We start from the raw sequence: 23093 nt of genomic DNA, 5'->3' as shown, positions 1-23093 counted from the left end.
CTGGTTGGTGAGCGGCGCCGACATCGTGCCAGCGCACGTCGTGATGAGTTTAGTGCTTACTGTGCCGCAAGTGCATCGGCCATGGTGCCAATACTGATAGCGAAATAATAGGATCGATTCCAGTGCATCAGAGTGCGGAAATTGTCATAAACCATGAATGAACGGCCGTCGCCATCTTCCGGGGTCACAATCCATGCCCGCTGTGCGCCGTTGCTGGCCGCATCGGGATTATTGGCCTGCACGCCCAGCTGCTGCCACTGCGCCACGGTTTTCGCCTGCGGCGTTTTCAGCCCGGCCAGCTGCGCATCAAAGTTGCCCGGCAGCGTCACTTCCACGCCCCAGCGCTGGCCCGCCTGCCAGCCTTCACGCTGCAGATAATTAGCGGTGGAAGCAAAGACATCATCAAGGTTGTTCCAGATATCGATTTTGCCATCGCCATCGCCGTCTTTACCATAAGTCAGGAAAGAGCTTGGCATAAACTGGCTCTGCCCCATCGCACCGGCCCACGAGCCCTTTAGATCGGCAGCGGACATCTGCTGCTGCTGAATGATTTTTAGCGCCGCCATCAGCTCTTTGGTAAAGAACGCCTCGCGGCGGCCCTCAAATGCCAGCGTTGAAAGTGCGGAGACCACTTCCTCTTTGCCCTGGATGCTGCCGAACTGACTTTCCATAGCCCACAGCGCCACAATGTAATTGGCCTGCACGCCAGAAGCGGCAGCAATCGGCTGCAGCTGATTCTGATACTGCTGCAGATTCTCGCGCCCTTTATCGATCTTCGCCTGGGTGATCACCCGGCTAAGGTAGTCGTTAAGGGTGATTTTTTTCTCGAGCTGCCCGCGGTCGGATTTGATCACCCGATCAACAAAATGCACGCCGGTGAATGCCGTATCGATAGTAGCCTGGTCGATTCCCTGCTGGCGGGCCTGCGCTTTAAGCTGCTCCACGTAGGCCGGGAACTCTGCGGGATCGCGCCCCTGTTGCGCCAGGGTGCTACTGCTCGGGGTTGGCTTCAGGAAGCCACCGGAAGGTGTGGGGCTGGCTGCAGGTTTAGCTGCAGGTTCTGAGGTTTCGGGGGCCGGAGCGGCGTGGTTACTGGCGGCACAGCCAGCCAGGGCGACGGTGAACAGTAAAGTGTGCAGGGCTGACAGCTTCATGCGGCATCCTTTTTTTTACGCTCTCCACCGTCGAATTAAAACATCCAGGGGGGGTTCTGAACGGTGGAGATATATTTGCAGATGAATCCTAATTAAACTTTTTTATCATTTTCCAGGTGCATCTTAAGCAGACTTTCTACCGGCGGCGGCATCTGTAAATAAAAGCCTTCATCACGCAGCGCCGCTTTGACTTTCTCGATATCCGCACCCACCAGCTTCTTACTGCCGTCAAGCGGCAGCAGCATTGCCAGCTGCGGTTTGCCGAACCCTTTCAGTAAGGCTTCGGGAACGCGGGAGAAATCGTCTTTTTTTTCGACATAAAGATAAGTCTGGTCACGCTGGGGACTTCTGTAGATCACACAAAACATATTTTTTACTCGAATTAACCGGGATGGTGGCTTGCCTGAATATTACAGTAACTATAACATGCTTGCAGAACTTCGGAATATTCACGGCTTTGATTAATCACCGTCTTGTGGGGTTGATTTAGCCGGGTAAGAAATAACAGGACTGAGCGGGACAGATGTCACAATCGCCAATCGAGTTAAAGGGCAGTAGTTTTACGCTGTCGGTCGTTCATTTGCACCACACCGATCCTGATACCGTGCGTCGGGCACTGGAGGAGAAGGTCAGCCAGGCTCCGGCCTTTCTGAAGAATGCCCCCGTGGTCGTCAATGTGTCGTCGCTCTCGCGCGAAGTTAACTGGCGGCTGATGCAGCAGGCTATCGTGGCGACAGGTTTACATATTGTTGGCATCAGCGGCTGCAAGGATGAGCAGTTAAAACGCATGATTGCGCGCTCGGGCCTGCCCGTGTTGAGCGAAGGCAAAGAGCAGAAGAAAAATGCTGAGGCAGCGGCACTGCCAGTGCCGGTTGCCCCGACCGAGCTACCTGCCACCAAAACCCGGATTATCTCCACACCGGTTCGTTCCGGGCAGCAAATCTATGCCAAAAACAGCGATCTTATCGTTACTAACAGCGTCAGCGCCGGTGCTGAACTGATCGCCGATGGCAATATCCATATTTACGGCATGATGCGTGGGCGTGCGCTGGCTGGCGCCTCCGGCGATAAAAATTGCCAGATTTTTTGTACCAGTTTATCAGCTGAACTGGTCTCCATAGCCGGTAACTACTGGATTATGGACCAGATCCCCGCTGAATTTTTCGGAAAAGCGTCGCGTCTTTGTCTCAAAGATGGCGCCCTGACTATACAAACATTGAACTGAGCCAGGCTCACGAGCCCTTTCTTTTCTTAAGGAAATTACTATATGGCACGCATTATTGTTGTTACATCGGGTAAGGGAGGCGTTGGTAAAACCACGTCCAGCGCGGCCATCGCTACCGGTTTGGCGCAGAAAGGTAAAAAAACTGTCGTTATCGATTTCGATATCGGTCTGCGTAACCTCGATTTGATTATGGGCTGTGAACGCCGTGTGGTTTATGACTTTGTGAACGTGATTCAGGGTGATGCCACGCTGAACCAGGCGTTAATCAAAGATAAACGCACCGAAAACCTGTTTATTCTGCCAGCGTCGCAAACCCGTGATAAAGATGCACTGACCCGCGAAGGCGTGGAAAAAGTGCTGAATGACCTCGGCAACATGGAGTTCGATTTCGTGGTGTGTGACTCCCCGGCGGGGATTGAAACCGGTGCCCTGATGGCGCTTTATTTCGCCGACGAAGCGATCATCACCACCAACCCGGAAGTGTCGTCAGTGCGCGACTCCGACCGTATTCTCGGTATCCTGTCCTCCAAATCACGTCGTGCGGAGAACGGCCAGGACCCGATTAAAGAGCATCTGTTACTGACCCGTTATAACCCGGGCCGCGTAAACCGCGGTGACATGCTGAGCATGGAAGACGTACTGGAAATTCTGCGTATTCCACTGGCCGGCGTGATTCCGGAGGACCAGTCCGTGCTGCGCGCCTCAAACCAGGGTGAGCCAGTGATCCTGGACGCTGAATCAGACGCAGGTAAAGCTTATGCCGATACCGTTGACCGTCTGCTCGGTGAAGAACGTCCCTTCCGCTTCATTGAAGAAGAGAAGAAGGGTTTCCTGAAACGCCTGTTTGGGGGATAAACCATGGCCTTACTCGATTTCTTTTTATCCCGTAAAAAGAGCACAGCCAATATAGCCAAGGAGCGGCTGCAGATTATTGTGGCGGAACGCAGAAGGGGCGACAGTGAGCCCCACTATCTGCCACAGCTGAAAAGGGACATTTTGGAAGTGATCTGCAAATACGTGAAAATTGATCCAGAGATGCTGAGCGTCAAGCTGGATCAAAAGGATGATGACATCTCTATTCTTGAGTTGAACGTCACCCTGCCAGAGACAGAAGCGGAAGCGGAAGACACACCGAAATGATCCCCAACCGTTCCTGATTTTCCCCTGCTATCGCAGCAGGGGAAAATTTCTTCGCGCGTTTAGTACGCCGCGAGCAGTTCGTTGATACCCTTTTCCAGCAGTTTCCCACGCCAGCCATCCACCAGCTCCGGCTTAGTCGTTTGTGGTTTCAATTTCCAGTACCAGCTCAGCAGCTGATTGATCTGACGGCGCGATGCCAGCAGTTCCTGACTGACGCCATGCTGTTCCGCCGCCTCCGCCACCAGGGCTTTTAACCCTTTGAAAACCTGCTTGTAGTTCGGATAGTCAACCAGATTCGGCAACGGCTGCGGTAGCTCTGCTTCGCTCAGTGTATTGGCCTGCGCCACCATCGCTACCAGCGCTTTGCCGTGGAAACGGATCTCCTGCCCGGCCAGCCCCAGATGGTCCAGCTCGCCCAGCGAACCCGGCATAAAGCGGGCGACCTTCCACAGGTTCTCTTCGCGTACCACAAAGTTAACCGCCATATCTTTCTCCCGTGCCAGCTCAAGCCGCCAGGCAGCCAACAGGCGCAGCGCGGCCAGCTGACGTGGGCGCAGCTGCCAGGCATTGGTGATTTCACGCCAGGCATCCTGCGGGTCAAGCAGCGTAGTGCGGCGCTTGCACAGCAGCTGGCACTCATCCAGCGCCGCGTCCATCTGCCCTGCTGCTTCGGTCTCTGCCATCAGCTTATGCGCAATCGGCAGCAGATAGAACACGTCAGCAGCGGCGTACTGGCACTGTTTTTCGGTTAGCGGGCGCGCTATCCAGTCAGTACGTGACTCGCTTTTATCCAGCGCAATGCCGGTAAAGGACTCAACGATCGTCGCGAAGCCGCACGACAGCGGGCGGCCGCTAAAGGCAGCGAGGATCTGCGTATCGATCATCGGCTGCGGCAGCACGCCAAACTCGTGATGGAATACTTCGAGGTCTTCACTCCCGGCATGCAGGAATTTGATGCACTGTGCATCGACCAACAGATCGCGGAACGGTGTCCAGTCGGTGATCGGCAGCGGGTCGATCAGTGAAATAGTCTCTCCGTCGAACAGCTGGATTAAACCGAGACGCGGGTAGTAAGTACGGGTACGGACGAATTCAGTATCCAGCGCCAGCGCAGGAACCTGACGGGCGCGCAGGCAGACCTCGGCCAGCGCCTCATTGGTGGTGATCATGGTGTAATTCAAATTTGTATTCTCTCGCCACAGGGGCCATTGCCCTGTAGTCAGCTGGCGTTAACAATAAAAATGCCGGGCAACCCGGCATTGTACGTTAGCAGGAAAAGCCATTGGCGATCAGCCTGTGGGCTGGGCCGTCTTGATGGCTTCCTCGCGCAGTTCGCGACGCAGTATTTTGCCGACGTTGGTCTTCGGCAGCTCATCACGGAACTCAACAATTTTAGGAATTTTATATCCTGTCAGATGCTTCTTGCAGTGAGCCAGCAGTTCATCTTTCGTCAGTGACGGATCCTTCTTCACCACGCAGATTTTCACCATCTCACCCGCGACATCATTCGGCACGCCAATGGCGGCTGCTTCGCGCACTTTTGGGTGCAGCATCAGCACATCCTCGATCTCATTAGGATAAACGTTGAAACCGGAAACCAGAATCATATCTTTTTTACGATCGACAATACGCAGGAAACCTTCGTGGTCAACGGTAACAATATCACCGCTGCGAAGCCATCCATTTTTTAAAACTTCATCGGTTGCATCAGGGCGCTGCCAGTATCCCAGCATCACCTGCGGGCCTTTAATACAGAGTTCGCCCGGTTCACCTTCCGGCACTTCATTCCCGGCTTCGTCCACCAGCATGATATCGGTAGAGGGCACCGGTAAACCAATGCTGCCGTTATGGCAGGTAATGTCATACGGGTTGACCGACACCAGCGGGGAGCATTCTGTCAGGCCGTAACCTTCCAGCAGATAATGGCCGGTCAGCTTCTCCCAGCGCTCGGCCACCGCCTTCTGCACCGCCATGCCGCCACCGGCGGATAAACTCAGCGTTGAGAAATCGAGCTGGTTGAACGCGGCATCGTTAAGCAACGCGTTAAATAGCGTGTTAACGCCGGTGATCGCGGTAAAGGGATATTTCGCTAGCTCTTTTACCAGGCCCGGAATATCACGTGGGTTGGTGATCAGCAGGTTAGCGCCGCCCAGCTCGATAAACAGCAGGCAGTTCACCGTCAGCGCGAAAATATGGTACAGCGGTAGCGCGGTGACCACGGTATGTTCACCCGCCTTAAGCAACGAGCCATAAGTCGCTTTGGTCTGCTCAAGGTTAGCCTGCATGTTGCGGTGCGTCAGCATGGCGCCCTTAGCGACACCGGTAGTGCCGCCGGTATATTGCAGGAAAGCGAGATCGTCATTGATAATCTCCGGCTTAACATACTCCAGCTGTGCCCCGCTGTGCAGCGCCTGACGGAACGAAATCGCTCCGGGGAGATAATATTTCGGCACCATTTTTTTGATGTATTTGACGACGAAATTGACCAGCGTACCCTTGGCCGGGGAGAGCTGGTCGCCAAGGCGCGTCAGGATCACGTGCTTAACCTGGGTTTTCGCCACCACTTTTTCCAGCGTGTGGGCAAAGTTGGAGACAATCACAATCGCACTGGCACCGCTGTCATTCAGCTGATGTTCCAGCTCTCGTGGGGTATACAGCGGGTTAACGTTCACCACAATCATGCCGGCACGCAGGATGCCGAACAGGGCAATCGGGTACTGCAGCAGGTTTGGCATCATCAGCGCTACGCGGTCGCCCTTTTTCAGCCCCAACCCCTGTTGCAGATAGGCGGCAAATGCGCGGCTGCGCGCATCCAGCTGACGGAAGGACATGCTCTGCCCCATATTGATAAATGCCGTTTGCTCAGCGTAACGCAGCGCCGCGTGCTCAAACAGTTCGATCAGCGACCGGTAGCGATCGGGGTTAATATCAGCAGGTACATCAGCGGGGTAGCGGTTTAGCCAAACCTTATGCAAGGAATCACCTCGAAAATTATTATTTGTTGTCATCGCAGCCTCGACCGATCGGCATCTGTTAACATTATTTTAACTCAGCGTACCAGTTTGCTCAGGTCTCTGTTTTGAGGTTGCGAAGCCCATCACTAAATTTCTCTCATCCGGAGAGAATCAATAAAAAACGGCATATCGCCAGCGGCTGGCAGATATGCCGTCGTCAATGTTTACGCGCTGTGGCTACTCGGTGAGAATGGTCTGCACCTGCGCCGGGCCGGTGTTGTAGTAACCCCACGGGGCCGGGCCCCAGTAACCTCCGCGATGGCGGCCGTTGCCGGGGCCATACCAGATCCACGGGTCGATAGGCTGCGGCGGCGTAACGATCTGCTGGCTCATATGCCAGCGCTGATAGCCGGTCACACTCACCACCACGAAGCTATACTGCGCCTCGCCAATCTTGCCTTTCTCAGTGCCCTTGATCGGCCCGACCACGGTGACCATCTGGTTATTGAAATCCACCGGATCGAGGAAACCGTTCACGTCAGCAAAGATACGGCCAATAGAGGCGCTGCCAAGAATTGGGCGCGCCCCGTCATCAAGGCGCATGGCGGCAATCTCCAGCCGCGTCATACCATTGCGGTTGTCGACTTTGATGACTTTCCCGCCAAAGCGCGACTCCTGACCAACAAACAGTTCTGGCGCACTTAACACCCGCACCAGATCCTGCTGGGGCGTGGGCGAGGAGCCTTTAACTGAATCCGGCACGGTGACACAGCCGCTGAGCAACAGCGACACCAATAACAAACCACTTAACTGCCAGATACTCGGTTTACGCATTAAGATTCTCCCTGGTTTATGCTACTTCGACTGCATCCCATTTAAATAGTTGCCGACGGCTACTCGCGACCCGGTAATTTTTTCCACGCCACTTCATTACGCAGGTAAGTCGGCTCTGCGTGTTCCGGGGCCACGGTCTGCCCGGCGGCCAGCGCCTGCCCGGCCAGCGGCAACATATCTTCTGCGCGCGGTAGCGTCACATCAGTAACGGTTAAGCTCAGCGGGCTGTTTTCTGCCAGCTGCGGCCAGGCCTGCCAGCCGGTACCCACGCAGGCCCATTCACCACTCAGCTTTGCCATACGTGCCGCGGCGGCTTCCGGTTTCAGCACCGCTTCGCTCTGCTCACCGTGCCAGACGCCCTGCTCATCGCGCTGATATTCTGCCCAGTAAACTTCGCCCATGCGTGCATCAATCGCGGCCAGCACGCGGGAAGCCCCATGCAGACGCCATGCGCTCTGCGCCATGGTTTGCAAGGTGGAAACGCCAATCAGCGGCAGGCTGGCACCCAGCGATAATCCCTGAGCGATGCCAATGCCAATGCGCACGCCCGTAAAGCTGCCGGGGCCACGCCCGAATGCCAGCGCATCCAGTTCGCTTAATGCCACCCCGCTCTCGCGCAGGATCTGCTGCACCAGCGGCAGAATGCGTTGCGTATGTTCACGCGCGCAGAGTTCAAAATGGGCTAACGTCTGACCGTGGTTCAGCAACGCAACCGAACAGGCTTCTGTCGCCGTATCAATAGCTAAAATTCGCGTGGACATCACAACCTCAGGGGGAGAAAAATTTTCGGCGCGCATCATAGCATACTGCCGCCGGATCCATTACTGCTTGTCGCTGGCTTAAGAAACGCCACGGCCTTGTCTAAATCTCGGGTACGCGGCGTCGGCGGCAAACTGTTAACGAAAACCGCGCCGTAGGGGCGCATCACCAGGCGGTTATCACAAATAACCAGCACGCCGCGATCGTCAACATCGCGGATCAGACGGCCAACCCCCTGTTTAAGGGTGATCACCGCATCCGGCAGCTGCACTTCATCAAACGGATCGCCGCCGCGCACCTTGCAGTCTTCCATACGCGCTTTTAGCAGCGGATCGTCCGGCGAGGTAAACGGCAGCTTGTCGATAATCACCAGCGACAGGGCATCACCGCGCACATCCACCCCTTCCCAGAAGCTGCTGGTTGCCACCAGCAGGGCATTACCCGCCGCGACAAACTGCTTAAGCAGCTGGCCTTTGCTGGTTTCGCCCTGCAGCAGCACGGGTAAGGTCAGCATGGCGCGAAACTCTTCCGCCAGCTCGCGCATCACCTTGTGCGAGGTACACAGGAAGAAGCAGCGCCCGTTGTTGGCTTCAATCAGTGGGCGCAGCATGCGTGCCAGCTGGCGCGTCCCGCCGGGTTGATTTGGTGAGGGCAGATTACGCGGCACGCACAGCAGCGCCTGGCTGGCGAAATCAAACGGACTGTTGAGGATCAGCGTCTCTGCCTGGCCGACGCCTAGGCGGTCGACAAAGTGGGTCATCTGCTCATTCACCGCCAGCGTTGCCGAGGTAAAGATCCAGCTGGCCGGACGCTCATCCATCACTTCGCGGAAGCGATCGGACACCGAGAGCGGCGTCAGCGCCAGCACAAAGTGGCGCGAGTTGCACTCATACCAGTAGCTGAATCCCGGCTGCGAAACATCTTTCAGGCGCTTTAAACGCCCGCGGTAGAGCGCGGCGCGCTCAAAGGCGGCATCCAGCAGTGCAGAGCGCCCCAGCGAGAGCTTCGCCACGTCGTAACAGAGTTCCAGCGCGTCATCGAGCAGCAGCAGCGCGCGCTGAATCTGCTGATTGCTCAGTAAATCGCGCAGGTTGCCGCGAAAACCGGGGTCGCCCAGCGCGATGCGGAAATCCTGGGCGCACTGCGCCAGCCTGTCGGCGGATTTTTGCAGCTGCTGGACGTCACGGATCTCGGTACGGTAGGCAATATTGATGTCTTTCGCCAGGTCAAGCAGCTGGCGGCTGGAGAGCTGCTGACCAAAGTACTGACTGGCGATATCCGGCACCTGATGCGCTTCGTCGAAGATCATCACGTCAGCATCCGGGATCAGCTCCGCAAAGCCCCCCTCTTTCACCACCATATCGGCGAGAAACAGATGATGGTTGACCACCACCACATCGGCATCCATCGCTTTACGGCGGGCTTTAACCACGAAGCAATCTTTATACTGCGGGCAGTCGCTGCCAAGGCAGTTATCGTTGGTACTGGTGACCAGCGGCCAGATAGTGCTGTCTTCCGCCACGCCACCGCAGGTGCTGATATCGCCATCGACGGTTTCGTTTGACCAGCCGCGCAGGTGAACGAGATCGCTCATCGCCTGCACCGCCAGTTCACCACCGGCCATCGACTGCTGTTCCATGCGTTCCAGACACAGATAGTTGGAGCGCCCCTTCAGCAGGGCCACGCTGCCTTTGAACTTCAGCGCTTTGGCGACCGTCGGCAGGTCGCGGCTGTAAAGCTGGTCCTGCAGGGCTTTTGAACCGGTCGAGACGATCACTTTCTTCCCGGAGCGCAGTGCCGGGGCAAGATAGGCATAGGTTTTACCGGTGCCGGTACCGGCCTCGACCACCAGTTCGCTCTTGCCCTCAATCGCCCGGGCCACGGCGGCGGCCATCTCCCGCTGTGGTTCACGCGGCCTGAAGCCGGGTATAGCCTGCGCCAGGGCGCCGTCTGCTGCAAAATCGTCTGCCACACATCCTCACTGCCGGAAAAAAACACCTGTAATTATGTCAGTATCCACCGGTCTGAGCCACCCTTAAGGTGACAAGCCGCCTGAATCTGTGCCAGTCTGTCTGCGTTTAAAAGTATCAGTAATAAAGGAATGCACATGACCATCGAACGTATTGACCCAGAGCACCGCATGTCGGAAGCCGTGATCCATAACGACACGGTGTATTACACCAGCGTGCCGGAGAATCTGGATGAGGATGCCGAAGCGCAGACCGCCAACGCCCTCGCGGTAATTGATAAGCTGCTGACGCGCGTCGGCTCAGATAAAAGTAAGATTCTGGATGCCACCATTTTTCTGGTGCACAAAGAAGATTTTGCCGCGATGAATCGCGCGTGGGATGCCTGGGTCTCGCCGGGTAATGCGCCCGTGCGCTGCACCGTACAGGCCAATTTGATGAACCCGAAATATCTGGTCGAAATTAAAGTGGTTGCCGCGAAGTAACCTCTTTCCCCTGCTAGCAGCGGGCAGGGGTAAACCACTTACTCTTCTTCGTCTTCTTCTTCGTCGTGGTTGTTATCGCCCATGTAGTCTTCTTCATCTTCGTCAAACATTACCGGGACATGTCCGCCCGTGTGATTCTCACGAATTTCAGCCGCCACCATGCCAATGGCCTCGCCACTGCTCATGCCATTTGCCATCAGTTCCTGAATGCGTTCTACGGCCTGTTGCTGCTCTTCGTACGACAGCGCGGGTAATCCTGTAAACATAGTGACTCCTGGGTGGATTTGCTGCGGGATTATTCCACGGGCGACAAAGAGATGCCAGCGGCTTAAAAATATGTCAGGCTTGCGCACCTGTGTACCTTTATCTGCTGAAGAACCATGTCGCCTGTCTATCATCCTCTGAAGTATACGCCAGATGCGCTGGCCGATCGGTTTGCCACCCTTTCCCATCAGCCATGGGCAATGCTGCTGCACTCCGGCTTTGCCGACCACAGCGATAACCGCTTTGATATCCTGGTGGCTCAGCCGTGTATCACTCTCACCACGCGCGGCGCAGAGACGGTAATCGAGCATGCAGCCGGGACGATAGTCAGTGAGGATGACCCACTCGCGCTGCTGCAGCAGCAGCTGGAAAACTGCGGCCTGCGTGCTGAGCATCATGACAGCCTGCCGTTTCAGGGCGGTGCGCTTGGCCTGTTTGGCTACGACCTCGGCCGGCGCTTTGAAAAACTGCCCGCTACAGCACAGCAGCAGCTGACCACGCCGGATATGGCGGTAGGCATTTACGACTGGGCGCTGATTGCCGATCACCACCAGCAAAAACTGACGCTGGTGGTTCATGGCGACGTGCAGGCGCGGCTGGACTGGCTGGACGATCAGCAGGCGGCAGCTCAGCCCGCCTTCCGCCTGACCAGCAGCTGGCAGGCGAATATGTCGCGTCAAGAATACGGTGACAAGTTCCGTCAAGTGCAGCAGTGGCTGCTCTCCGGCGACTGCTATCAGGTAAATCTCGCCCAACGCTTCAACGCCAGCTACGCGGGCGATGAATGGCAGGCATTCCGCCAGCTGTGTGCCGCCAACCGCGCACCGTTCAGCGCTTTTCTGCGCCTGCCGGACAGCGCAATCCTCAGCCAGTCGCCAGAAAGGTTTATCAAGCTGCAGCGTCAGCAGATTGAAACGCGCCCGATTAAAGGCACGCTGCCGCGCCTGGCCGATCCCGTGGCCGACCGCCTGCAGGGAGAGAAGCTGGCGCAGTCGCCAAAGGATCGCAGCGAGAATCTGATGATCGTCGACCTGCTGCGTAACGATATCGGGCGCGTTGCCACCCCGGGCAGCGTCAAAGTGCCCGAGCTGTTCGTGGTTGAGCCATTCCCGGCGGTGCATCATCTGGTCAGCACTATCACTGCCGAGCTAAAGCCTGCGCTTTCCGCCTGCGATCTGCTGCGCGCCTGCTTCCCGGGCGGGTCGATTACCGGTGCGCCAAAAGTGCGGGCGATGGAAATTATTGAAGAGCTGGAGCCACAGCGGCGCAATGCCTGGTGCGGCAGTATCGGCTATCTCAGCGTTTGCGGGCGCATGGACACCAGCATTACCATCCGCACGCTGATTGCCGAACGCGGCACCCTCTACTGTGCTGCCGGAGGCGGGATTGTTGCCGACAGCGAAGAAGCGGCGGAATATCAGGAAACCTTCGATAAAGTGAACCGCATTTTACCCTGCCTGGAGCAGCTGACTGATGACGCATGACAACCCGGTGCTGGAGCGCTTTCTGGCGCGTTTTATTCTGCAACCGCCCGCTGCCGGGCAGCAGAATTTACCGCGTCGGCAGGCCGCCGTGCTGGTGCCGATCGTCGCTCATGCCAGCCCAACCTTACTGCTGACCCGCCGTGCCGCCACGCTGCGTAAACATGCCGGGCAGGTGGCGTTTCCCGGCGGCACGATGGACAGCAGCGATGCCTCCCTGGTGGCCACCGCCCTGCGTGAAGCCGCTGAAGAGGTCGCGATCCCGCCGGCGGCGGTCAGCGTGGTCGGCATTCTGCCTGCGGTCACCAGCAGCACCGGGTTCCAGGTTACGCCGGTCGTCGGCCTGCTGCCGCCGGGTCTGGAGTGGCAGGCCAACGAGGGCGAAGTGGAATCGGTGTTTGAGATGCCGCTGGAAGAAGCGCTGCGTCTGAGCCGCTACTCCGCGCTGGATGTGCACCGTGGCGGGCAGTCACACCGCGTCTGGCTATCGTGGTTTGATGACTACTTTATCTGGGGAATGACCGCCGGGATTATTCGTCAGCTTAGCCTTCAGGTAGCTAAACCGGCCTGAATCGGTTAAAATCCAGCCATTAGTTGCAGATAAAACCACCTTCACATTATTTATCACCAGAAAATCGCAGCGTGGCGATCCAAATCACTGCAATTCGGCAGTTTTTCATTTATATTTCTCGCCATTCGTGGGCAACCACCGTGAGCAATGCCCACCGCGAGCAATAATCCTGACAGGAGCGTGTAACGTGATTAGCGTTTTCGACATGTTTAAGATCGGCATTGGCCCGTCCAGTTCTCATACTGTCGGCCCGATGAAAGCCGGCAAACTGTTTGTCGACGATCTGGTAAATAACCGCCAGCTCTCTTCCGTGACGCGCATCGCCGTCGATGTGTATGGCTCCCTGTCGCTGACCGGCAAAGGGCACCACACTGATATCGCCATCATTATGGGGCTATCCGGGGCTTCCCCTGAAACGGTCGACATTGATGCTATTCCCGGCTTCATCCGCGACGTGGAGCAGCGCCAACGCCTACTGCTGGCTAACGGCGCACACGAAGTCGACTTCCCGCGTGAGGGCGGCATGGTGTTCCGCAGTGATAATCTGTCGCTGCATGAGAACGGCATGAGCATTCACGCCTTTGCTGGCGACCTGAAAATTTACAGCAAAACCTACTACTCCGTCGGCGGTGGTTTTATTGTCGATGAAGAGAGTTTCGGTAAAACCGTGCTGAACGAAGTGTCGGTCCCCTACCCGTTCAACTCCGCGAAAGAGATGCTGGAGCACTGCCATCAGACCGGCCTCTCCCTGTCCGGCATGATCATGAAGAACGAACTGGCCGTGCACAGCCGTGCCGACATTGAGCGTTACTTTGCCGATATCTGGCAGACCATGCGTGACTGTATCGATCGCGGCCTGAATACCGAAGGCGTACTGCCAGGCCCGCTGCGCGTTCCGCGCCGTGCTTCCGCGCTGCGCCGGCTGCTGACCTCTTCCGATAAGCTGTCCAGCGACCCGATGAACGTTATCGACTGGGTCAACATGTTCGCGCTGGCGGTGAATGAAGAGAATGCTGCCGGTGGCCGCGTCGTGACAGCGCCAACCAACGGCGCCTGCGGCATCGTGCCTGCGGTGCTGGCGTATTACGATCGCTTTATCGAATCGGTTAGCCCTGACATCTTTATCCGCTACTTTATGGCCTCCGGCGCTATCGGCATCCTGTATAAAATGAATGCGTCAATCTCTGGCGCTGAAGTGGGTTGCCAGGGCGAAGTTGGCGTCGCCTGCTCAATGGCCGCAGCGGGTCTCGCCGAGCTACTGGGTGCCAGCCCGGAACAGGTCTGCGTTGCTGCCGAAATCGGTATGGAGCATAACCTTGGACTGACCTGCGACCCGGTGGCAGGTCAGGTGCAGGTGCCGTGCATTGAGCGTAATGCCATTGCTTCGGTGAAAGCGATCAACTCGGCGCGCATGGCGATGCGCCGTACCAGCGAAGCGCGCGTCTCGCTGGATAAAGTGATTGAAACTATGTACGAGACCGGCAAAGACATGAATGCCAAATATCGTGAAACATCACGCGGCGGGCTGGCGATAAAAGTCCAGTGTGATTAATCACAGCGTAACGCCACCTCTGCGGTGGCGTTTTTTTTGTGTCTTAACGTAAAAATAATTTTCTTCTCCTGCTATCTCCGCAACCTGGAAACCGCTAGAGTGTTTTCGGCGTATCTACGCGAGTAACTTCCTGTTTTTGAGCGCTTCAGCTTTTATCTTCAGCACGACTAAACTTAATGCCCCTGTTGCCGATAATTGGTATTCGGTCTCTATTTATACGCGTCTTGATCTAAGGGTGGTTACTGATGCACATGTCCCAGGAAGTTTTAGGACAGTTTCGCCGCAAGCGGTTACTGATCGCTGTGGTGGTTGCCGCGTTGGTGCTCATTCTCACGTTAACCTTCCGTTTTCTGGAAGAGAAAGGCCGAATAGAGCAGCAGTCGCGAAGTTTCGCAGACAACGCTATCCAGCGTTTTGACCGAATGTTCTCGCCGCTTGACGTCGCGGCAAACAATACCCTTGGCCTGGTGGGCCTGACCTGTGGTGAAGTGCGTTTTCCGCTGATTGAAAAACTGGCTTCTTTGCAGACGGTCAGGTCTATTTTACTGGTGGACAGAGACCGCGTTTACTGCTCCAGCATCTATGGCTCCACGGATGTTGGCTTTGCCGACAACTATCCAGAACTGGCAGTCAATAACCAGCGCATGATGCTGTCGGTTGATGAGCATTTGATCAAGGGATCGCCGGTGCTGCTGCTCTGGACGCCACGCTCCCTCGACAACCGTTCCGGGATCATTCAGATCATCAATATTGAGCTGATGACCAACTATCTGCTGGAGCCGACCCTGCCGTGGGTTGAGCGCGCCATTTTTAACGTGGGTGGTAAGAGCCTGGAGTTTGGTAATCCGATGATTGAACCGGCGGTGCCTTCAGAGGATGAAGTGACCTATGAAGAGTCGTCACTGCGCTACCCGTTCTCGATCACACTATTTGGGCCATCCCCGGCGCGGCTGGCTTTGGTGACGGTGCCTTCGCAGCTGCCGCTGGCCCTGCTGCTGAGCCTGCTGATGGGCTATATCGTCTGGCTGGCAACCGCCAACCGTATGAGCCTGTCGTGGCAGATTAGCTATGGCATCACCGCCCGTGAATTTATGGTGTACTGCCAGCCGCTGATCAACGCACGCAGCGGGGGTTGTGAAGGTATTGAACTGCTGCTGCGCTGGCATAACCCGCGCCAGGGCTGGATCCCGCCGGATGTATTTATCCCGCTGGCCGAACGGCAGAATCTGATAGCTCCGCTGACCCGCTTTGTCATCAGTGAAGTGGTGCGCCATTTGCCGCAGCTGCCGGCCTGTCAATCGTTCCATATTGCGATCAATGTGGCGGCCAGCCATTTCCACGAGCGCGCCATTATCGACGATTTACAGCAACTGTGGTGGCCGGCTAATCCCAGGCCACAGCTGATTGTCGAACTGACCGAGCGGGATTCGCTGCCGGTGGTCGATCAGCGCGTGGTGTCGCATCTGCATAAGATTGGGGTGAAGCTGGCGATCGATGATTTTGGTACTGGCCACAGCTCCCTTTCGTACCTGAAGACCCTGAGCCCGGACGTGTTGAAGATTGATAAAGTCTTTACCGCCGCTATCGGCACCGATGCGATCAATGCGACCGTGACCGATATGGTGATTTCACTGGCGCAGCGTCTGAACATTAGCCTGGTGGCTGAAGGAGTAGAAACGGCGGAACAGGCTGAGTATCTGCGTGAGAGAGGCGTTGATACGCTTCAGGGCTACTTCTTTGCCCGCCCGATGCCGCTGGGGGATTTCCCAGAATGGCTGATGAATCATCAGGAGACGCTGAGCGCGTGATGGGTTGACCTGTAGCGGCCAGGCATGCCTTTTAACTATCTTCAGACATCGCTCCCAGCGCTAACGTCCTCTGACCGGTCTGAGCTCATCCCCCACTCGCCTCGTGCTCGCTGTGGGTTTTAAACTGCGACGATGAGGCTTCAGATGTTGGGAGGCGTGCCTGGCCGCTGTTAATCCAGGTCAGGCACGCCGGATATTTACTCTTCTTCGTCTTCCTGACGCTCTTTGGTCACGCGCACCAGATCGATACGGTAGTCGGTGGCTTCAATAATCTGGAAGCGTAGCGGCAGCATCTCAATCACCTCACCGGCTTTTGGCAGCTGACCTTTCTGGTCAATCAGCAGCCCTGCCAGCGAAGCATGATCGTCTTCCGGCTTAACCAGCTCCTGAGTATCCAGCAGCTGCTGGAGCGAGTGCAGATCGGTTCCGCCCTTCACCAGCCAGCCATCACCATCCGCAATGATATCCGGGGTTTCATCTTCATCCGGGAACTCACCGGCAATCGCTTCCAGCACGTCCAGCGGGGTAATCAGCCCCTGCACCACGCCAAACTCGTTGGTGACAACGACAAAGCTGCCTTTCGCCCGGCGCAGCACGCCCAGCAGGTTCAGCGGGTCGAGCGTTTCCGGTACGATGATCGGCGGAGTATTGCTGGCAAAGGTTGCCACATCAATCCCATGATCCAAGGCCACCAGCAGCTCTTTCGCGCGCACGACGCCAATGATTTCGTCCAGCTCGCCCCGGCAAACCGGGAACAGGCTGTGCGGCGTATCCAGCAGCTGCAGGCGAACTTCATCCAGCGGACGCGTGGCGTCAACCCAGGAGATCTCACCACGCGGCGTCATGATGCTGCGCACTGAACGGGATGCCAGCGTCAGTACCCCATTGATCATGTAGCGCTCTTCATCTTTAAACGCTTCCTGCGGCATGATCGCGGCAACTTCACTGCTTTCACTGTTCTGCACTTCGCTCTGACGACGCCCGCCCATCAGGCGCTGGATTGCCTCTGCGGTGCGTTCACGCATCGGGCGTCTTTCCTGATGGCGCATAAAGTTATGGCGCGCAATCTGGTTAAACAGCTCAATAAGAATCGAGAAGCCAATCGCTGCGTACAGGTAACCTTTTGGAATATGGAAGCCGAAACCTTCCGCCACCAGGCTGAGACCAATCATCAGCAGGAAGCTCAGGCACAGCACCACCACGGTCGGATGCGCGTTGACAAAGTTGGTCAGCGGTTTGGATGCCAGCAGCATCACGCCCATCGCAATCACCACGGCGGTCATCATAATCGCCAGATTGTTAACCATCCCGACAGCGGTGATTACCGCATCGAGGGAGAATACCGCATCAAGAATAACGATCTGCACCACCACGGCCCAGAAACTGGCATATCCTTTATTGCCGCCGTCATTCATCTCACGGTTTTCCAGCCGTTCATGCAGCTCCATTGTGGCTTTGAACAGCAGGAACAGCCCCCCCACCAGCAGGATCAGGTCACGGCCAGAGAAGCTGAATTCGCCAACGCTAAACAGCGGACGGGTCAGGGTCACCATCCATGAGATAAGCGACAGCAGGCCAAGACGCATAATCAGCGCCAGTGACAGGCCAATCAGACGGGCTTTATCACGCTGCTTTGGCGGGAGTTTATCGGCCAGAATAGCGATAAACACCAGGTTATCGATGCCCAGCACGATCTCAAGAACAATGAGCGTAAAGAGACCGGCCCAGATTGAGGGGTCTAAAAGAAATTCCATGAAAGACTCCGGAAAAAGGAACGGGAAATCGCAGCAGGCGTTCGGCTGAACGTGCGGCAGAGATAACGACAGGTGGAAAACATGATGACGTCAAATGACGTTAAAAACGATACCGGATAGCCCGGCGGCATGATTAAGCGACTTCGGTGACAGTCCATAGGGAGGGCTGAGGCCCGTTACTCCTGTATGAAAAAAGGATCACTACTTTATCAGTTGCCACAGGGACGTCAAAATATTTTCTTACACTCAGGGTGCATAATCCTTCACAGACATGTTGTTTCAACATTCAGCCGACAAATGTGGATCGGCGTCTAAATTACTGAGCACGGTCACATAATTTATTTTTTCGCGTACTAAAATAAATGCCGTCAATGTGGTGTGTGTTCAGTACCGCTGATAAGTAACTCAACAGATAAAAGTGGGACCTCAATCATGCTGAACGCAATTAACTCAGCTGAACCTCAAACGACGTTTACTCCAAAGCGTCGTTTTAACTGGATAAGGAGGTAGCAAGTGACTATTGCTATTATGATTGGCACGCACGGCTGGGCAGCAGAACAACTGCTGAAAACTGCCGAAATGCTGTTAGGGGAACAGGAAAATGTCGGTTGGATTGACTTTGTCCCCGGAGAAAACGCCGAAACCCTGATCGAGAAATATCAGGCACGGTTAGCCAATATGGACAGTACGCAGGGAGTGCTTTTTCTGGTCGATACCTGGGGGGGCAGCCCGTTTAACGCCGCCAGCCGCCTTGTGGTAGATAAACCCGATTATGAAGTCGTCGCCGGGGTCAATATTCCGATGCTGGTCGAAGTACTGATGGCACGAGACGATAACCCAACCTTTGATGAACTGGTCGCGCTGGCCGTGGAAACTGGCCGTGAAGGGGTAAAAGCCCTGAAAGCGAAAGCACCAGAAGCCCCTGCCCCCGCCGCTGCGGTGAAAGCTCCGGCTGCACCACAGGCCCCGATGGCACCCGGCGATCACATGAAAATCGGTCTGGCACGTATCGATGACCGTTTAATCCATGGCCAGGTCGCCACCCGCTGGACCAAAGAAACCAACGTAACCCGCATTATTGTCGTCAGCGATGAAGTTGCTGCCGATAACGTGCGTAAAACGTTGCTGACTCAGGTTGCCCCGCCGGGCGTTACCGCGCATGTGGTGGACGTAGCGAAAATGATCCGCGTGTGGAACAACCCGAAATATGGCCACGATAAAGTGATGCTGCTGTTTACCAATCCTACCGATGTGGTGCGACTGGTGGAAGAAGGCGTCAATATCACGTCGGTCAACATCGGGGGGATGGCGTTCCGTCAGGGGAAAACTCAGGTCAACAATGCGGTATCGGTGGATGCTAAAGATATTGAGGCGTTCAAAAAGTTGAATGAGCGCGGAATCGAACTGGAAGTGCGTAAAGTATCGAGCGACCAGAGACTGAAAATGATGGATCTGATCGCCAAAATGCATCAGTAGCCCGTGGCCTGAAATTTCAGGTTGAACTCCGTTCTGGCATTTAATAGGAGAAGTGTAATGGAGATTACCACGCTGCAAATTGTTCTGATATTTATCGTTGCCTGTATTGCGGGCATGGGCTCGATCCTCGATGAATTTCAGTTCCACCGGCCACTCGTGGCCTGTACGTTAGTCGGCATGATCCTCGGTGATATGAAAACCGGGATTATTATCGGCGGTACGCTGGAAATGATCGCACTAGGGTGGATGAACATTGGCGCCGCCGTGGCGCCGGATGCTGCACTCGCTTCGATCATCTCGACCATTCTGGTTATTGCCGGTGGGCAGAGCGTGGGTGCCGGTATCGCACTGGCTATCCCGCTGGCAGCAGCCGGTCAGGTTCTGACCATTATTGTCCGTACCATCACCGTTGCGTTCCAGCACGCTGCCGATAAAGCAGCTGAAAAGGGCAACCTGACTGCAATTTCCTGGATCCACGTCTCTGCGCTGGTGCTGCAGGCAATGCGTATCGCGATCCCTGCCGTGATTGTTGCCGTTTCTGTCGGTACCAGCGTGGTTCAGGAACTGCTGAACTCTATCCCGGAAGTGGTCACCAACGGTCTGAATATCGCCGGTGGCATGATCGTGGTGGTCGGTTACGCCATGGTTATTAACATGATGCGTGCAGGCTACCTGATGCCGTTCTTCTACCTTGGTTTCGTGACCGCTGCCTTCACCAACTTCAACCTGGTGGCTCTGGGCGTCATCGGCGTAGTGATGGCCATGCTGTATATCCAGCTGGCGCCAAAATATAACCGTGTTGCCGGTGCGCAGGCAGCAGGTCCGGCTAATAACGACCTTGATAACGAACTCGATTAAGGAAAGGTGAGAGAAATGGTTGACACAACAACTACCACTACGCAGAAGAAATTAACGCCAGGCGATGTGCGCGGTGTGTTCTTACGCTCAAACCTGTTCCAGGGTTCGTGGAACTTCGAACGTATGCAGGCGCTGGGTTTCTGTTATTCGATGGTACCGGTAATCCGCCGTTTGTACCCGGAAAATAACGACGACCGCAAACAGGCGATCAAACGTCACCTGGAGTTCTTCAACACCCATCCGTATGTGGCTGCTCCGGTACTCGGCGTGACCATGGCCATGGAAGAACAGCGCGCCAACGGAGCGCCGATCGACGATGCTGCCATAAACGGCATTAAAGTCGGCCTGATGGGGCCGCTGGCCGGCGTGGGTGACCCGATCTTCTGGGGTACCGTGCGCCCGGTATTTGCGGCCCTGGGCGCAGGTATCGCGATGAGCGGCAGCCTGATGGGCCCCCTGCTGTTCTTTGTCCTGTTTAACCTGGTGCGTCTGCTGGTGCGCTACTACGGCGTGGCTTATGGCTATCGTAAAGGTGTCGATATCGTTAGCGATATGGGCGGCGGCTTCCTGCAAAAACTGACTGAGGGGGCGTCGATTCTCGGCCTGTTTGTCATGGGGGCACTGGTCAACAAGTGGACGCACGTGAACGTGCCGCTGGTGGTTTCTGAGATTACCGACCAGACCGGTAAAACCACGGTCACCACCGTACAGTCGATTCTTGACCAGCTGATGCCGGGCTTAATCCCGCTGCTGCTCACCTTTGGCTGTATGTGGCTGCTGCGCCGTAAGGTGAATGCCCTGTGGATTATTATGGGCTTCTTCGTTATCGGTATCTTCGGTTACTGGATTGGCCTGCTGGGCGTATAATCCTGCGTTACGAATAATCTTTACCCCGGGGCCAGCCAGTCTGGCCCCTTTTTATGGACGCCGATATGTCTCTGACTGACTACCTGATACTCCTTTTTATCGTACTCATTCTGCTGTATGCGATCTATGACGAGCTGATTATGGATCGTCTGCATGGCCCCACCCGCCTGAAAATCCTGCTGCAGCGCCGCAACAAGCTCGACAGCCTGATCTTTATCGGCCTGCTGGCTATCCTGCTGTATAAGAACCTTGCCGCACAGGGGCCCCAGCTGACCACTATGCTGCTGCTGGCACTGGGAGGCCTCTCCGTCTGGCTGTTCTGGATCCGCGCGCCGAAAATGCTGTTTAAGGAGAAGGGATTTTTCTACGCGAACGTCTTTATTGAGTACGCGCGTATCAGCGCCATCAACCTGTCAGAAGATGGCGTACTGGTGATTAATCTGGAGAAACGGCGCCTGCTGGTTCATGTACGCAATCTGGACGATCTGGAAACCATCTATCAGTTTATGCTGGAGAGTCGCTGACATCCTGCACGATTTCGTCGTCACGCTGCCAAAGGCGCAGCGTGAAGTCAGTTTCACACTCAAACTGCTCGGTGGTGGCCAGAATCCCCCACACTTCAGGGCGCGCACGCCAGGCAAACGGCGTCATCTGCAGCAGCGCCGCGGACTCTTCACTGTTAAGCGTCATCGGGTAGGAGAGCTGCTGCTGCTCAACCAGCGTGAAGCCGGGCATCTGCTCAGGCGTGGTGTCGTGTAGCTGCACATCCTGGTAAATCAGCGCTTTAAACTGCATTAAATGGCGCGGACCTGGCGTGACGGTAAGTACGTAGCCCTGCGGCTTGACGACGCGCGCCAACTCTTCAGCCTTGCAGGGCGCGTAGATGCGCAGTACCGCGTCAAACTGCCGATCGCTGAACGGCAGGCGGTGGCTGGATGCGACGCAAAACTCCACGTTACGATAGCGCTTAGCGCCATAGCGCACGGCAATTTTAGCCACATCAAGACCGTGCACTTCAGCCTGACCTCTGGCCTGCAGGCGGCTGGCAACTTCATGGGTGTAATAGCCTTCCCCACAGCCGATATCCAGCACGCTGACGTCATCTGCCGGCAGCACACGCTCAAGCAAATCACCGACCTGCAGCCGCAGTGGCTGGTAGTGACCGGCATCAAGGAAATTGCGCCGTGCCTGCATCATATCCGCACTGTCGCCCGGCTGCTTAGAGCGCTTATGCTGTACCGGCAGCAGGTTGACATAGCCCTCTTTCGCCTGGTCAAACTGGTGCTGATTTTCACAACGCCAGGTGCGCTGGTCAAACGTCAGCGGCTGCTGGCAAAGAGGACACTGGTACGACATAGCAAGACTCCATCAATTTAAGACGCGGCAGTGTACTGCAAAGCCCGTGGAAAATCCCGCGCACCACGAAAATCGGATATAAAAAAGCCCCGTCAACAATGACAGGGCTTCAGTATTCAGATTTCAGCCTGGATTACACGCCGGGCGGCAATGTCAGGCTCAGATCGAAAATTAGATAGCGGTGACGTTCACAGCAGCAGGGCCTTTCTGGCCATCCTGAATTTCGAACTCAACGTTCTGGCCTTCAGCCAGAGTTTTGAAGCCATTACCCTGGATTGCAGAGAAGTGTACGAACACATCTTTGCTGCCGTCAGCAGGAGTGATGAAACCAAAACCTTTAGACTCGTTGAACCACTTAACCTGACCTTTAATCTTTGCCATTTTGCAAATTTCCTTAGAGTGTTTATTCGCCCGTGGGCTTAACGTACAGAAAAACCAGAGACATTACTGCATGAGGCACTAAATTAAAGCTCGGCAAGGAAGCGGTATTCAACGTTAGTCTTTTACTCAGAACTTCTTTACTGAAGATGCCACACATAAACAGAACTGTACCTCGTTTTACCCGAATGTTTTATCACATATCCACAA

At 55.7% G+C, this 23093-nt stretch carries 24 protein-coding genes; 12 read left to right on the top strand and 12 right to left on the bottom strand.

The genetic code is table 11. The annotated features are described in order from the left end of the window. Nucleotides 1-56: 56 nt before the first annotated feature. Together ACLI4M_RS19740 and ACLI4M_RS19735 are read right to left on the bottom strand one after the other, a co-directional pair. On the bottom strand, nucleotides 57-1154 hold the full coding sequence (locus tag ACLI4M_RS19740) for a lytic murein transglycosylase (protein WP_048915886.1): 1098 nt from the start codon (nucleotides 1152-1154) through the stop codon (nucleotides 57-59). A gap of 92 nt (nucleotides 1155-1246) precedes the next feature. Continuing rightward, on the bottom strand, nucleotides 1247-1522 hold the full coding sequence (locus ACLI4M_RS19735; protein ID WP_133623768.1) for a YcgL domain-containing protein: 276 nt from the start codon (nucleotides 1520-1522) through the stop codon (nucleotides 1247-1249). Between the two features lie 155 nt (nucleotides 1523-1677). On the opposite strand from ACLI4M_RS19735, the gene minC reads away from it, so the two are divergent. Genes minC through minE form a run of 3 tightly spaced genes read left to right on the top strand, consistent with a single transcriptional unit; the run spans nucleotide 1678 to nucleotide 3519 of the window. After that, nucleotides 1678-2379 carry a septum site-determining protein MinC gene (gene minC / locus ACLI4M_RS19730; RefSeq protein ID WP_048915884.1) on the top strand — a complete coding sequence of 234 codons (702 nt, stop codon included), beginning with the start codon at nucleotides 1678-1680 and terminating at the stop codon, nucleotides 2377-2379. Between the two features lie 42 nt (nucleotides 2380-2421). Beyond that, nucleotides 2422-3234, top strand: a complete 813-nt coding sequence (gene minD, locus ACLI4M_RS19725; RefSeq protein WP_048915883.1) for a septum site-determining protein MinD — start codon at nucleotides 2422-2424, stop codon at nucleotides 3232-3234. 3 nt (nucleotides 3235-3237) lie between these two features. Beyond that, the gene (gene minE, locus ACLI4M_RS19720; protein WP_099753633.1) at nucleotides 3238-3519 is read left to right on the top strand and encodes a cell division topological specificity factor MinE; all 282 of its coding nucleotides are present in this window, start codon (nucleotides 3238-3240) and stop codon (nucleotides 3517-3519) included. 59 nt (nucleotides 3520-3578) lie between these two features. On the opposite strand, the gene rnd is transcribed toward minE, so the two are convergent. The 5 genes from rnd to ACLI4M_RS19695 all read right to left on the bottom strand — a co-directional run bounded on the left by rnd (nucleotide 3579) and on the right by ACLI4M_RS19695 (nucleotide 10038). Beyond that, nucleotides 3579-4688, bottom strand: coding sequence for a ribonuclease D (gene rnd / locus ACLI4M_RS19715; protein ID WP_133625078.1), 1110 nt, complete (start codon nucleotides 4686-4688; stop codon nucleotides 3579-3581). A gap of 120 nt (nucleotides 4689-4808) precedes the next feature. Next, entirely contained in the window at nucleotides 4809-6494 is a 1686-nt protein-coding gene (gene fadD, locus ACLI4M_RS19710; RefSeq protein ID WP_133623769.1) for a long-chain-fatty-acid--CoA ligase FadD, read from the bottom strand. A 216-nt stretch (nucleotides 6495-6710) separates the two neighbouring features. After that, the gene (locus ACLI4M_RS19705; RefSeq protein WP_048915880.1) at nucleotides 6711-7307 is read right to left on the bottom strand and encodes a Slp family lipoprotein; all 597 of its coding nucleotides are present in this window, start codon (nucleotides 7305-7307) and stop codon (nucleotides 6711-6713) included. 59 nt (nucleotides 7308-7366) lie between these two features. After that, a complete protein-coding gene (gene tsaB / locus ACLI4M_RS19700) occupies nucleotides 7367-8068 on the bottom strand; it encodes a tRNA (adenosine(37)-N6)-threonylcarbamoyltransferase complex dimerization subunit type 1 TsaB (RefSeq protein WP_208864883.1) in 702 nt (233 codons plus the stop codon). 35 nt (nucleotides 8069-8103) lie between these two features. Continuing rightward, a complete protein-coding gene (locus tag ACLI4M_RS19695; RefSeq protein ID WP_048915878.1) occupies nucleotides 8104-10038 on the bottom strand; it encodes an ATP-dependent DNA helicase in 1935 nt (644 codons plus the stop codon). A 135-nt stretch (nucleotides 10039-10173) separates the two neighbouring features. On the opposite strand from ACLI4M_RS19695, the gene ACLI4M_RS19690 reads away from it, so the two are divergent. Continuing rightward, the gene (locus ACLI4M_RS19690; RefSeq protein ID WP_048915877.1) at nucleotides 10174-10518 is read left to right on the top strand and encodes a RidA family protein; all 345 of its coding nucleotides are present in this window, start codon (nucleotides 10174-10176) and stop codon (nucleotides 10516-10518) included. Nucleotides 10519-10556: 38 nt separating this feature from the next. Here ACLI4M_RS19690 and ACLI4M_RS19685 read toward each other — a convergent pair whose 3' ends face one another. Then, complete coding sequence (locus ACLI4M_RS19685; RefSeq protein ID WP_048915876.1) at nucleotides 10557-10784, bottom strand: YoaH family protein; 228 nt, start codon at nucleotides 10782-10784, stop codon at nucleotides 10557-10559. Nucleotides 10785-10898: 114 nt separating this feature from the next. On the opposite strand from ACLI4M_RS19685, the gene pabB reads away from it, so the two are divergent. The 4 genes from pabB (at nucleotide 10899) to ACLI4M_RS19665 (ending at nucleotide 16194) form a co-directional block, all read left to right on the top strand. Further along, a complete protein-coding gene (gene pabB, locus ACLI4M_RS19680) occupies nucleotides 10899-12266 on the top strand; it encodes an aminodeoxychorismate synthase component 1 (RefSeq protein WP_133623771.1) in 1368 nt (455 codons plus the stop codon). Next, nucleotides 12256-12834, top strand: coding sequence for a CoA pyrophosphatase (locus ACLI4M_RS19675; protein ID WP_133623772.1), 579 nt, complete (start codon nucleotides 12256-12258; stop codon nucleotides 12832-12834). Before pabB ends, ACLI4M_RS19675 begins: the two co-directional genes overlap by 11 nt. Nucleotides 12835-13021: 187 nt before the next feature. Continuing rightward, nucleotides 13022-14386, top strand: coding sequence for an L-serine ammonia-lyase (locus ACLI4M_RS19670; RefSeq protein WP_133623773.1), 1365 nt, complete (start codon nucleotides 13022-13024; stop codon nucleotides 14384-14386). Nucleotides 14387-14631: 245 nt separating this feature from the next. Next, nucleotides 14632-16194, top strand: coding sequence for an EAL domain-containing protein (locus tag ACLI4M_RS19665; protein ID WP_048915872.1), 1563 nt, complete (start codon nucleotides 14632-14634; stop codon nucleotides 16192-16194). 197 nt (nucleotides 16195-16391) lie between these two features. Here the strand turns inward: ACLI4M_RS19665 and ACLI4M_RS19660 are convergent, their stop codons facing one another. After that, on the bottom strand, nucleotides 16392-17948 hold the full coding sequence (locus tag ACLI4M_RS19660; protein ID WP_048915871.1) for a TerC family protein: 1557 nt from the start codon (nucleotides 17946-17948) through the stop codon (nucleotides 16392-16394). 513 nt (nucleotides 17949-18461) lie between these two features. On the opposite strand from ACLI4M_RS19660, the gene manX reads away from it, so the two are divergent. The 4 genes from manX (at nucleotide 18462) to ACLI4M_RS19640 (ending at nucleotide 21673) form a co-directional block, all read left to right on the top strand. Continuing rightward, nucleotides 18462-19424 carry a PTS mannose transporter subunit IIAB gene (gene manX, locus ACLI4M_RS19655; protein WP_133623774.1) on the top strand — a complete coding sequence of 321 codons (963 nt, stop codon included), beginning with the start codon at nucleotides 18462-18464 and terminating at the stop codon, nucleotides 19422-19424. 57 nt (nucleotides 19425-19481) lie between these two features. Beyond that, entirely contained in the window at nucleotides 19482-20282 is an 801-nt protein-coding gene (locus ACLI4M_RS19650; protein WP_048915869.1) for a PTS mannose/fructose/sorbose transporter subunit IIC, read from the top strand. A gap of 15 nt (nucleotides 20283-20297) precedes the next feature. Continuing rightward, nucleotides 20298-21149, top strand: coding sequence for a PTS mannose transporter subunit IID (locus ACLI4M_RS19645; protein WP_048915868.1), 852 nt, complete (start codon nucleotides 20298-20300; stop codon nucleotides 21147-21149). 65 nt (nucleotides 21150-21214) lie between these two features. Further along, nucleotides 21215-21673 (top strand): DUF986 family protein, encoded by a 459-nt coding sequence (locus tag ACLI4M_RS19640; protein ID WP_133623775.1) that lies wholly within the window; start codon nucleotides 21215-21217, stop codon nucleotides 21671-21673. On the opposite strand, the gene rlmA is transcribed toward ACLI4M_RS19640, so the two are convergent. From rlmA to ACLI4M_RS19625, 3 genes are all read right to left on the bottom strand, one after another. After that, a complete protein-coding gene (gene rlmA, locus ACLI4M_RS19635; RefSeq protein WP_048915867.1) occupies nucleotides 21654-22505 on the bottom strand; it encodes a 23S rRNA (guanine(745)-N(1))-methyltransferase in 852 nt (283 codons plus the stop codon). The genes ACLI4M_RS19640 and rlmA overlap by 20 nt on opposite strands. Nucleotides 22506-22676: 171 nt before the next feature. Then, complete coding sequence (gene cspE, locus ACLI4M_RS19630) at nucleotides 22677-22886, bottom strand: transcription antiterminator/RNA stability regulator CspE (protein ID WP_001062678.1); 210 nt, start codon at nucleotides 22884-22886, stop codon at nucleotides 22677-22679. A gap of 22 nt (nucleotides 22887-22908) precedes the next feature. Continuing rightward, on the bottom strand, nucleotides 22909-23043 hold the full coding sequence (locus tag ACLI4M_RS19625) for a DUF2627 domain-containing protein (RefSeq protein ID WP_224750361.1): 135 nt from the start codon (nucleotides 23041-23043) through the stop codon (nucleotides 22909-22911). Nucleotides 23044-23093: the final 50 nt, after the last annotated feature.

Source organism: Erwinia sp. LJJL01 (assembly GCF_047300805.2).
Lineage (GTDB): Bacteria > Pseudomonadota > Gammaproteobacteria > Enterobacterales > Enterobacteriaceae > Erwinia > Erwinia aphidicola.
The sequence above is the reverse complement of the archived record's forward strand: the minus strand, read 5'-3'. Positions and strand labels throughout refer to the sequence as shown.

Coding starts and splice junctions, on each gene's coding strand:
- ACLI4M_RS19740 (WP_048915886.1), bottom strand. CDS start 1,154: ATGAAGCTGTCAGCCCTGCACACTTTACTGTTCACCGTCGCCCTGGCT.
- ACLI4M_RS19735 (WP_133623768.1), bottom strand. CDS start 1,522: ATGTTTTGTGTGATCTACAGAAGTCCCCAGCGTGACCAGACTTATCTT.
- minC (WP_048915884.1), top strand. CDS start 1,678: ATGTCACAATCGCCAATCGAGTTAAAGGGCAGTAGTTTTACGCTGTCG.
- minD (WP_048915883.1), top strand. CDS start 2,422: ATGGCACGCATTATTGTTGTTACATCGGGTAAGGGAGGCGTTGGTAAA.
- minE (WP_099753633.1), top strand. CDS start 3,238: ATGGCCTTACTCGATTTCTTTTTATCCCGTAAAAAGAGCACAGCCAAT.
- rnd (WP_133625078.1), bottom strand. CDS start 4,688: ATGATCACCACCAATGAGGCGCTGGCCGAGGTCTGCCTGCGCGCCCGT.
- ACLI4M_RS19705 (WP_048915880.1), bottom strand. CDS start 7,307: ATGCGTAAACCGAGTATCTGGCAGTTAAGTGGTTTGTTATTGGTGTCG.
- tsaB (WP_208864883.1), bottom strand. CDS start 8,068: ATGTCCACGCGAATTTTAGCTATTGATACGGCGACAGAAGCCTGTTCG.
- ACLI4M_RS19690 (WP_048915877.1), top strand. CDS start 10,174: ATGACCATCGAACGTATTGACCCAGAGCACCGCATGTCGGAAGCCGTG.
- ACLI4M_RS19685 (WP_048915876.1), bottom strand. CDS start 10,784: ATGTTTACAGGATTACCCGCGCTGTCGTACGAAGAGCAGCAACAGGCC.
- pabB (WP_133623771.1), top strand. CDS start 10,899: ATGTCGCCTGTCTATCATCCTCTGAAGTATACGCCAGATGCGCTGGCC.
- ACLI4M_RS19675 (WP_133623772.1), top strand. CDS start 12,256: ATGACGCATGACAACCCGGTGCTGGAGCGCTTTCTGGCGCGTTTTATT.
- ACLI4M_RS19665 (WP_048915872.1), top strand. CDS start 14,632: ATGCACATGTCCCAGGAAGTTTTAGGACAGTTTCGCCGCAAGCGGTTA.
- ACLI4M_RS19660 (WP_048915871.1), bottom strand. CDS start 17,948: ATGGAATTTCTTTTAGACCCCTCAATCTGGGCCGGTCTCTTTACGCTC.
- ACLI4M_RS19650 (WP_048915869.1), top strand. CDS start 19,482: ATGGAGATTACCACGCTGCAAATTGTTCTGATATTTATCGTTGCCTGT.
- ACLI4M_RS19645 (WP_048915868.1), top strand. CDS start 20,298: ATGGTTGACACAACAACTACCACTACGCAGAAGAAATTAACGCCAGGC.
- ACLI4M_RS19640 (WP_133623775.1), top strand. CDS start 21,215: ATGTCTCTGACTGACTACCTGATACTCCTTTTTATCGTACTCATTCTG.
- rlmA (WP_048915867.1), bottom strand. CDS start 22,505: ATGTCGTACCAGTGTCCTCTTTGCCAGCAGCCGCTGACGTTTGACCAG.
- cspE (WP_001062678.1), bottom strand. CDS start 22,886: ATGGCAAAGATTAAAGGTCAGGTTAAGTGGTTCAACGAGTCTAAAGGT.
- ACLI4M_RS19625 (WP_224750361.1), bottom strand. CDS start 23,043: ATGTGTGGCATCTTCAGTAAAGAAGTTCTGAGTAAAAGACTAACGTTG.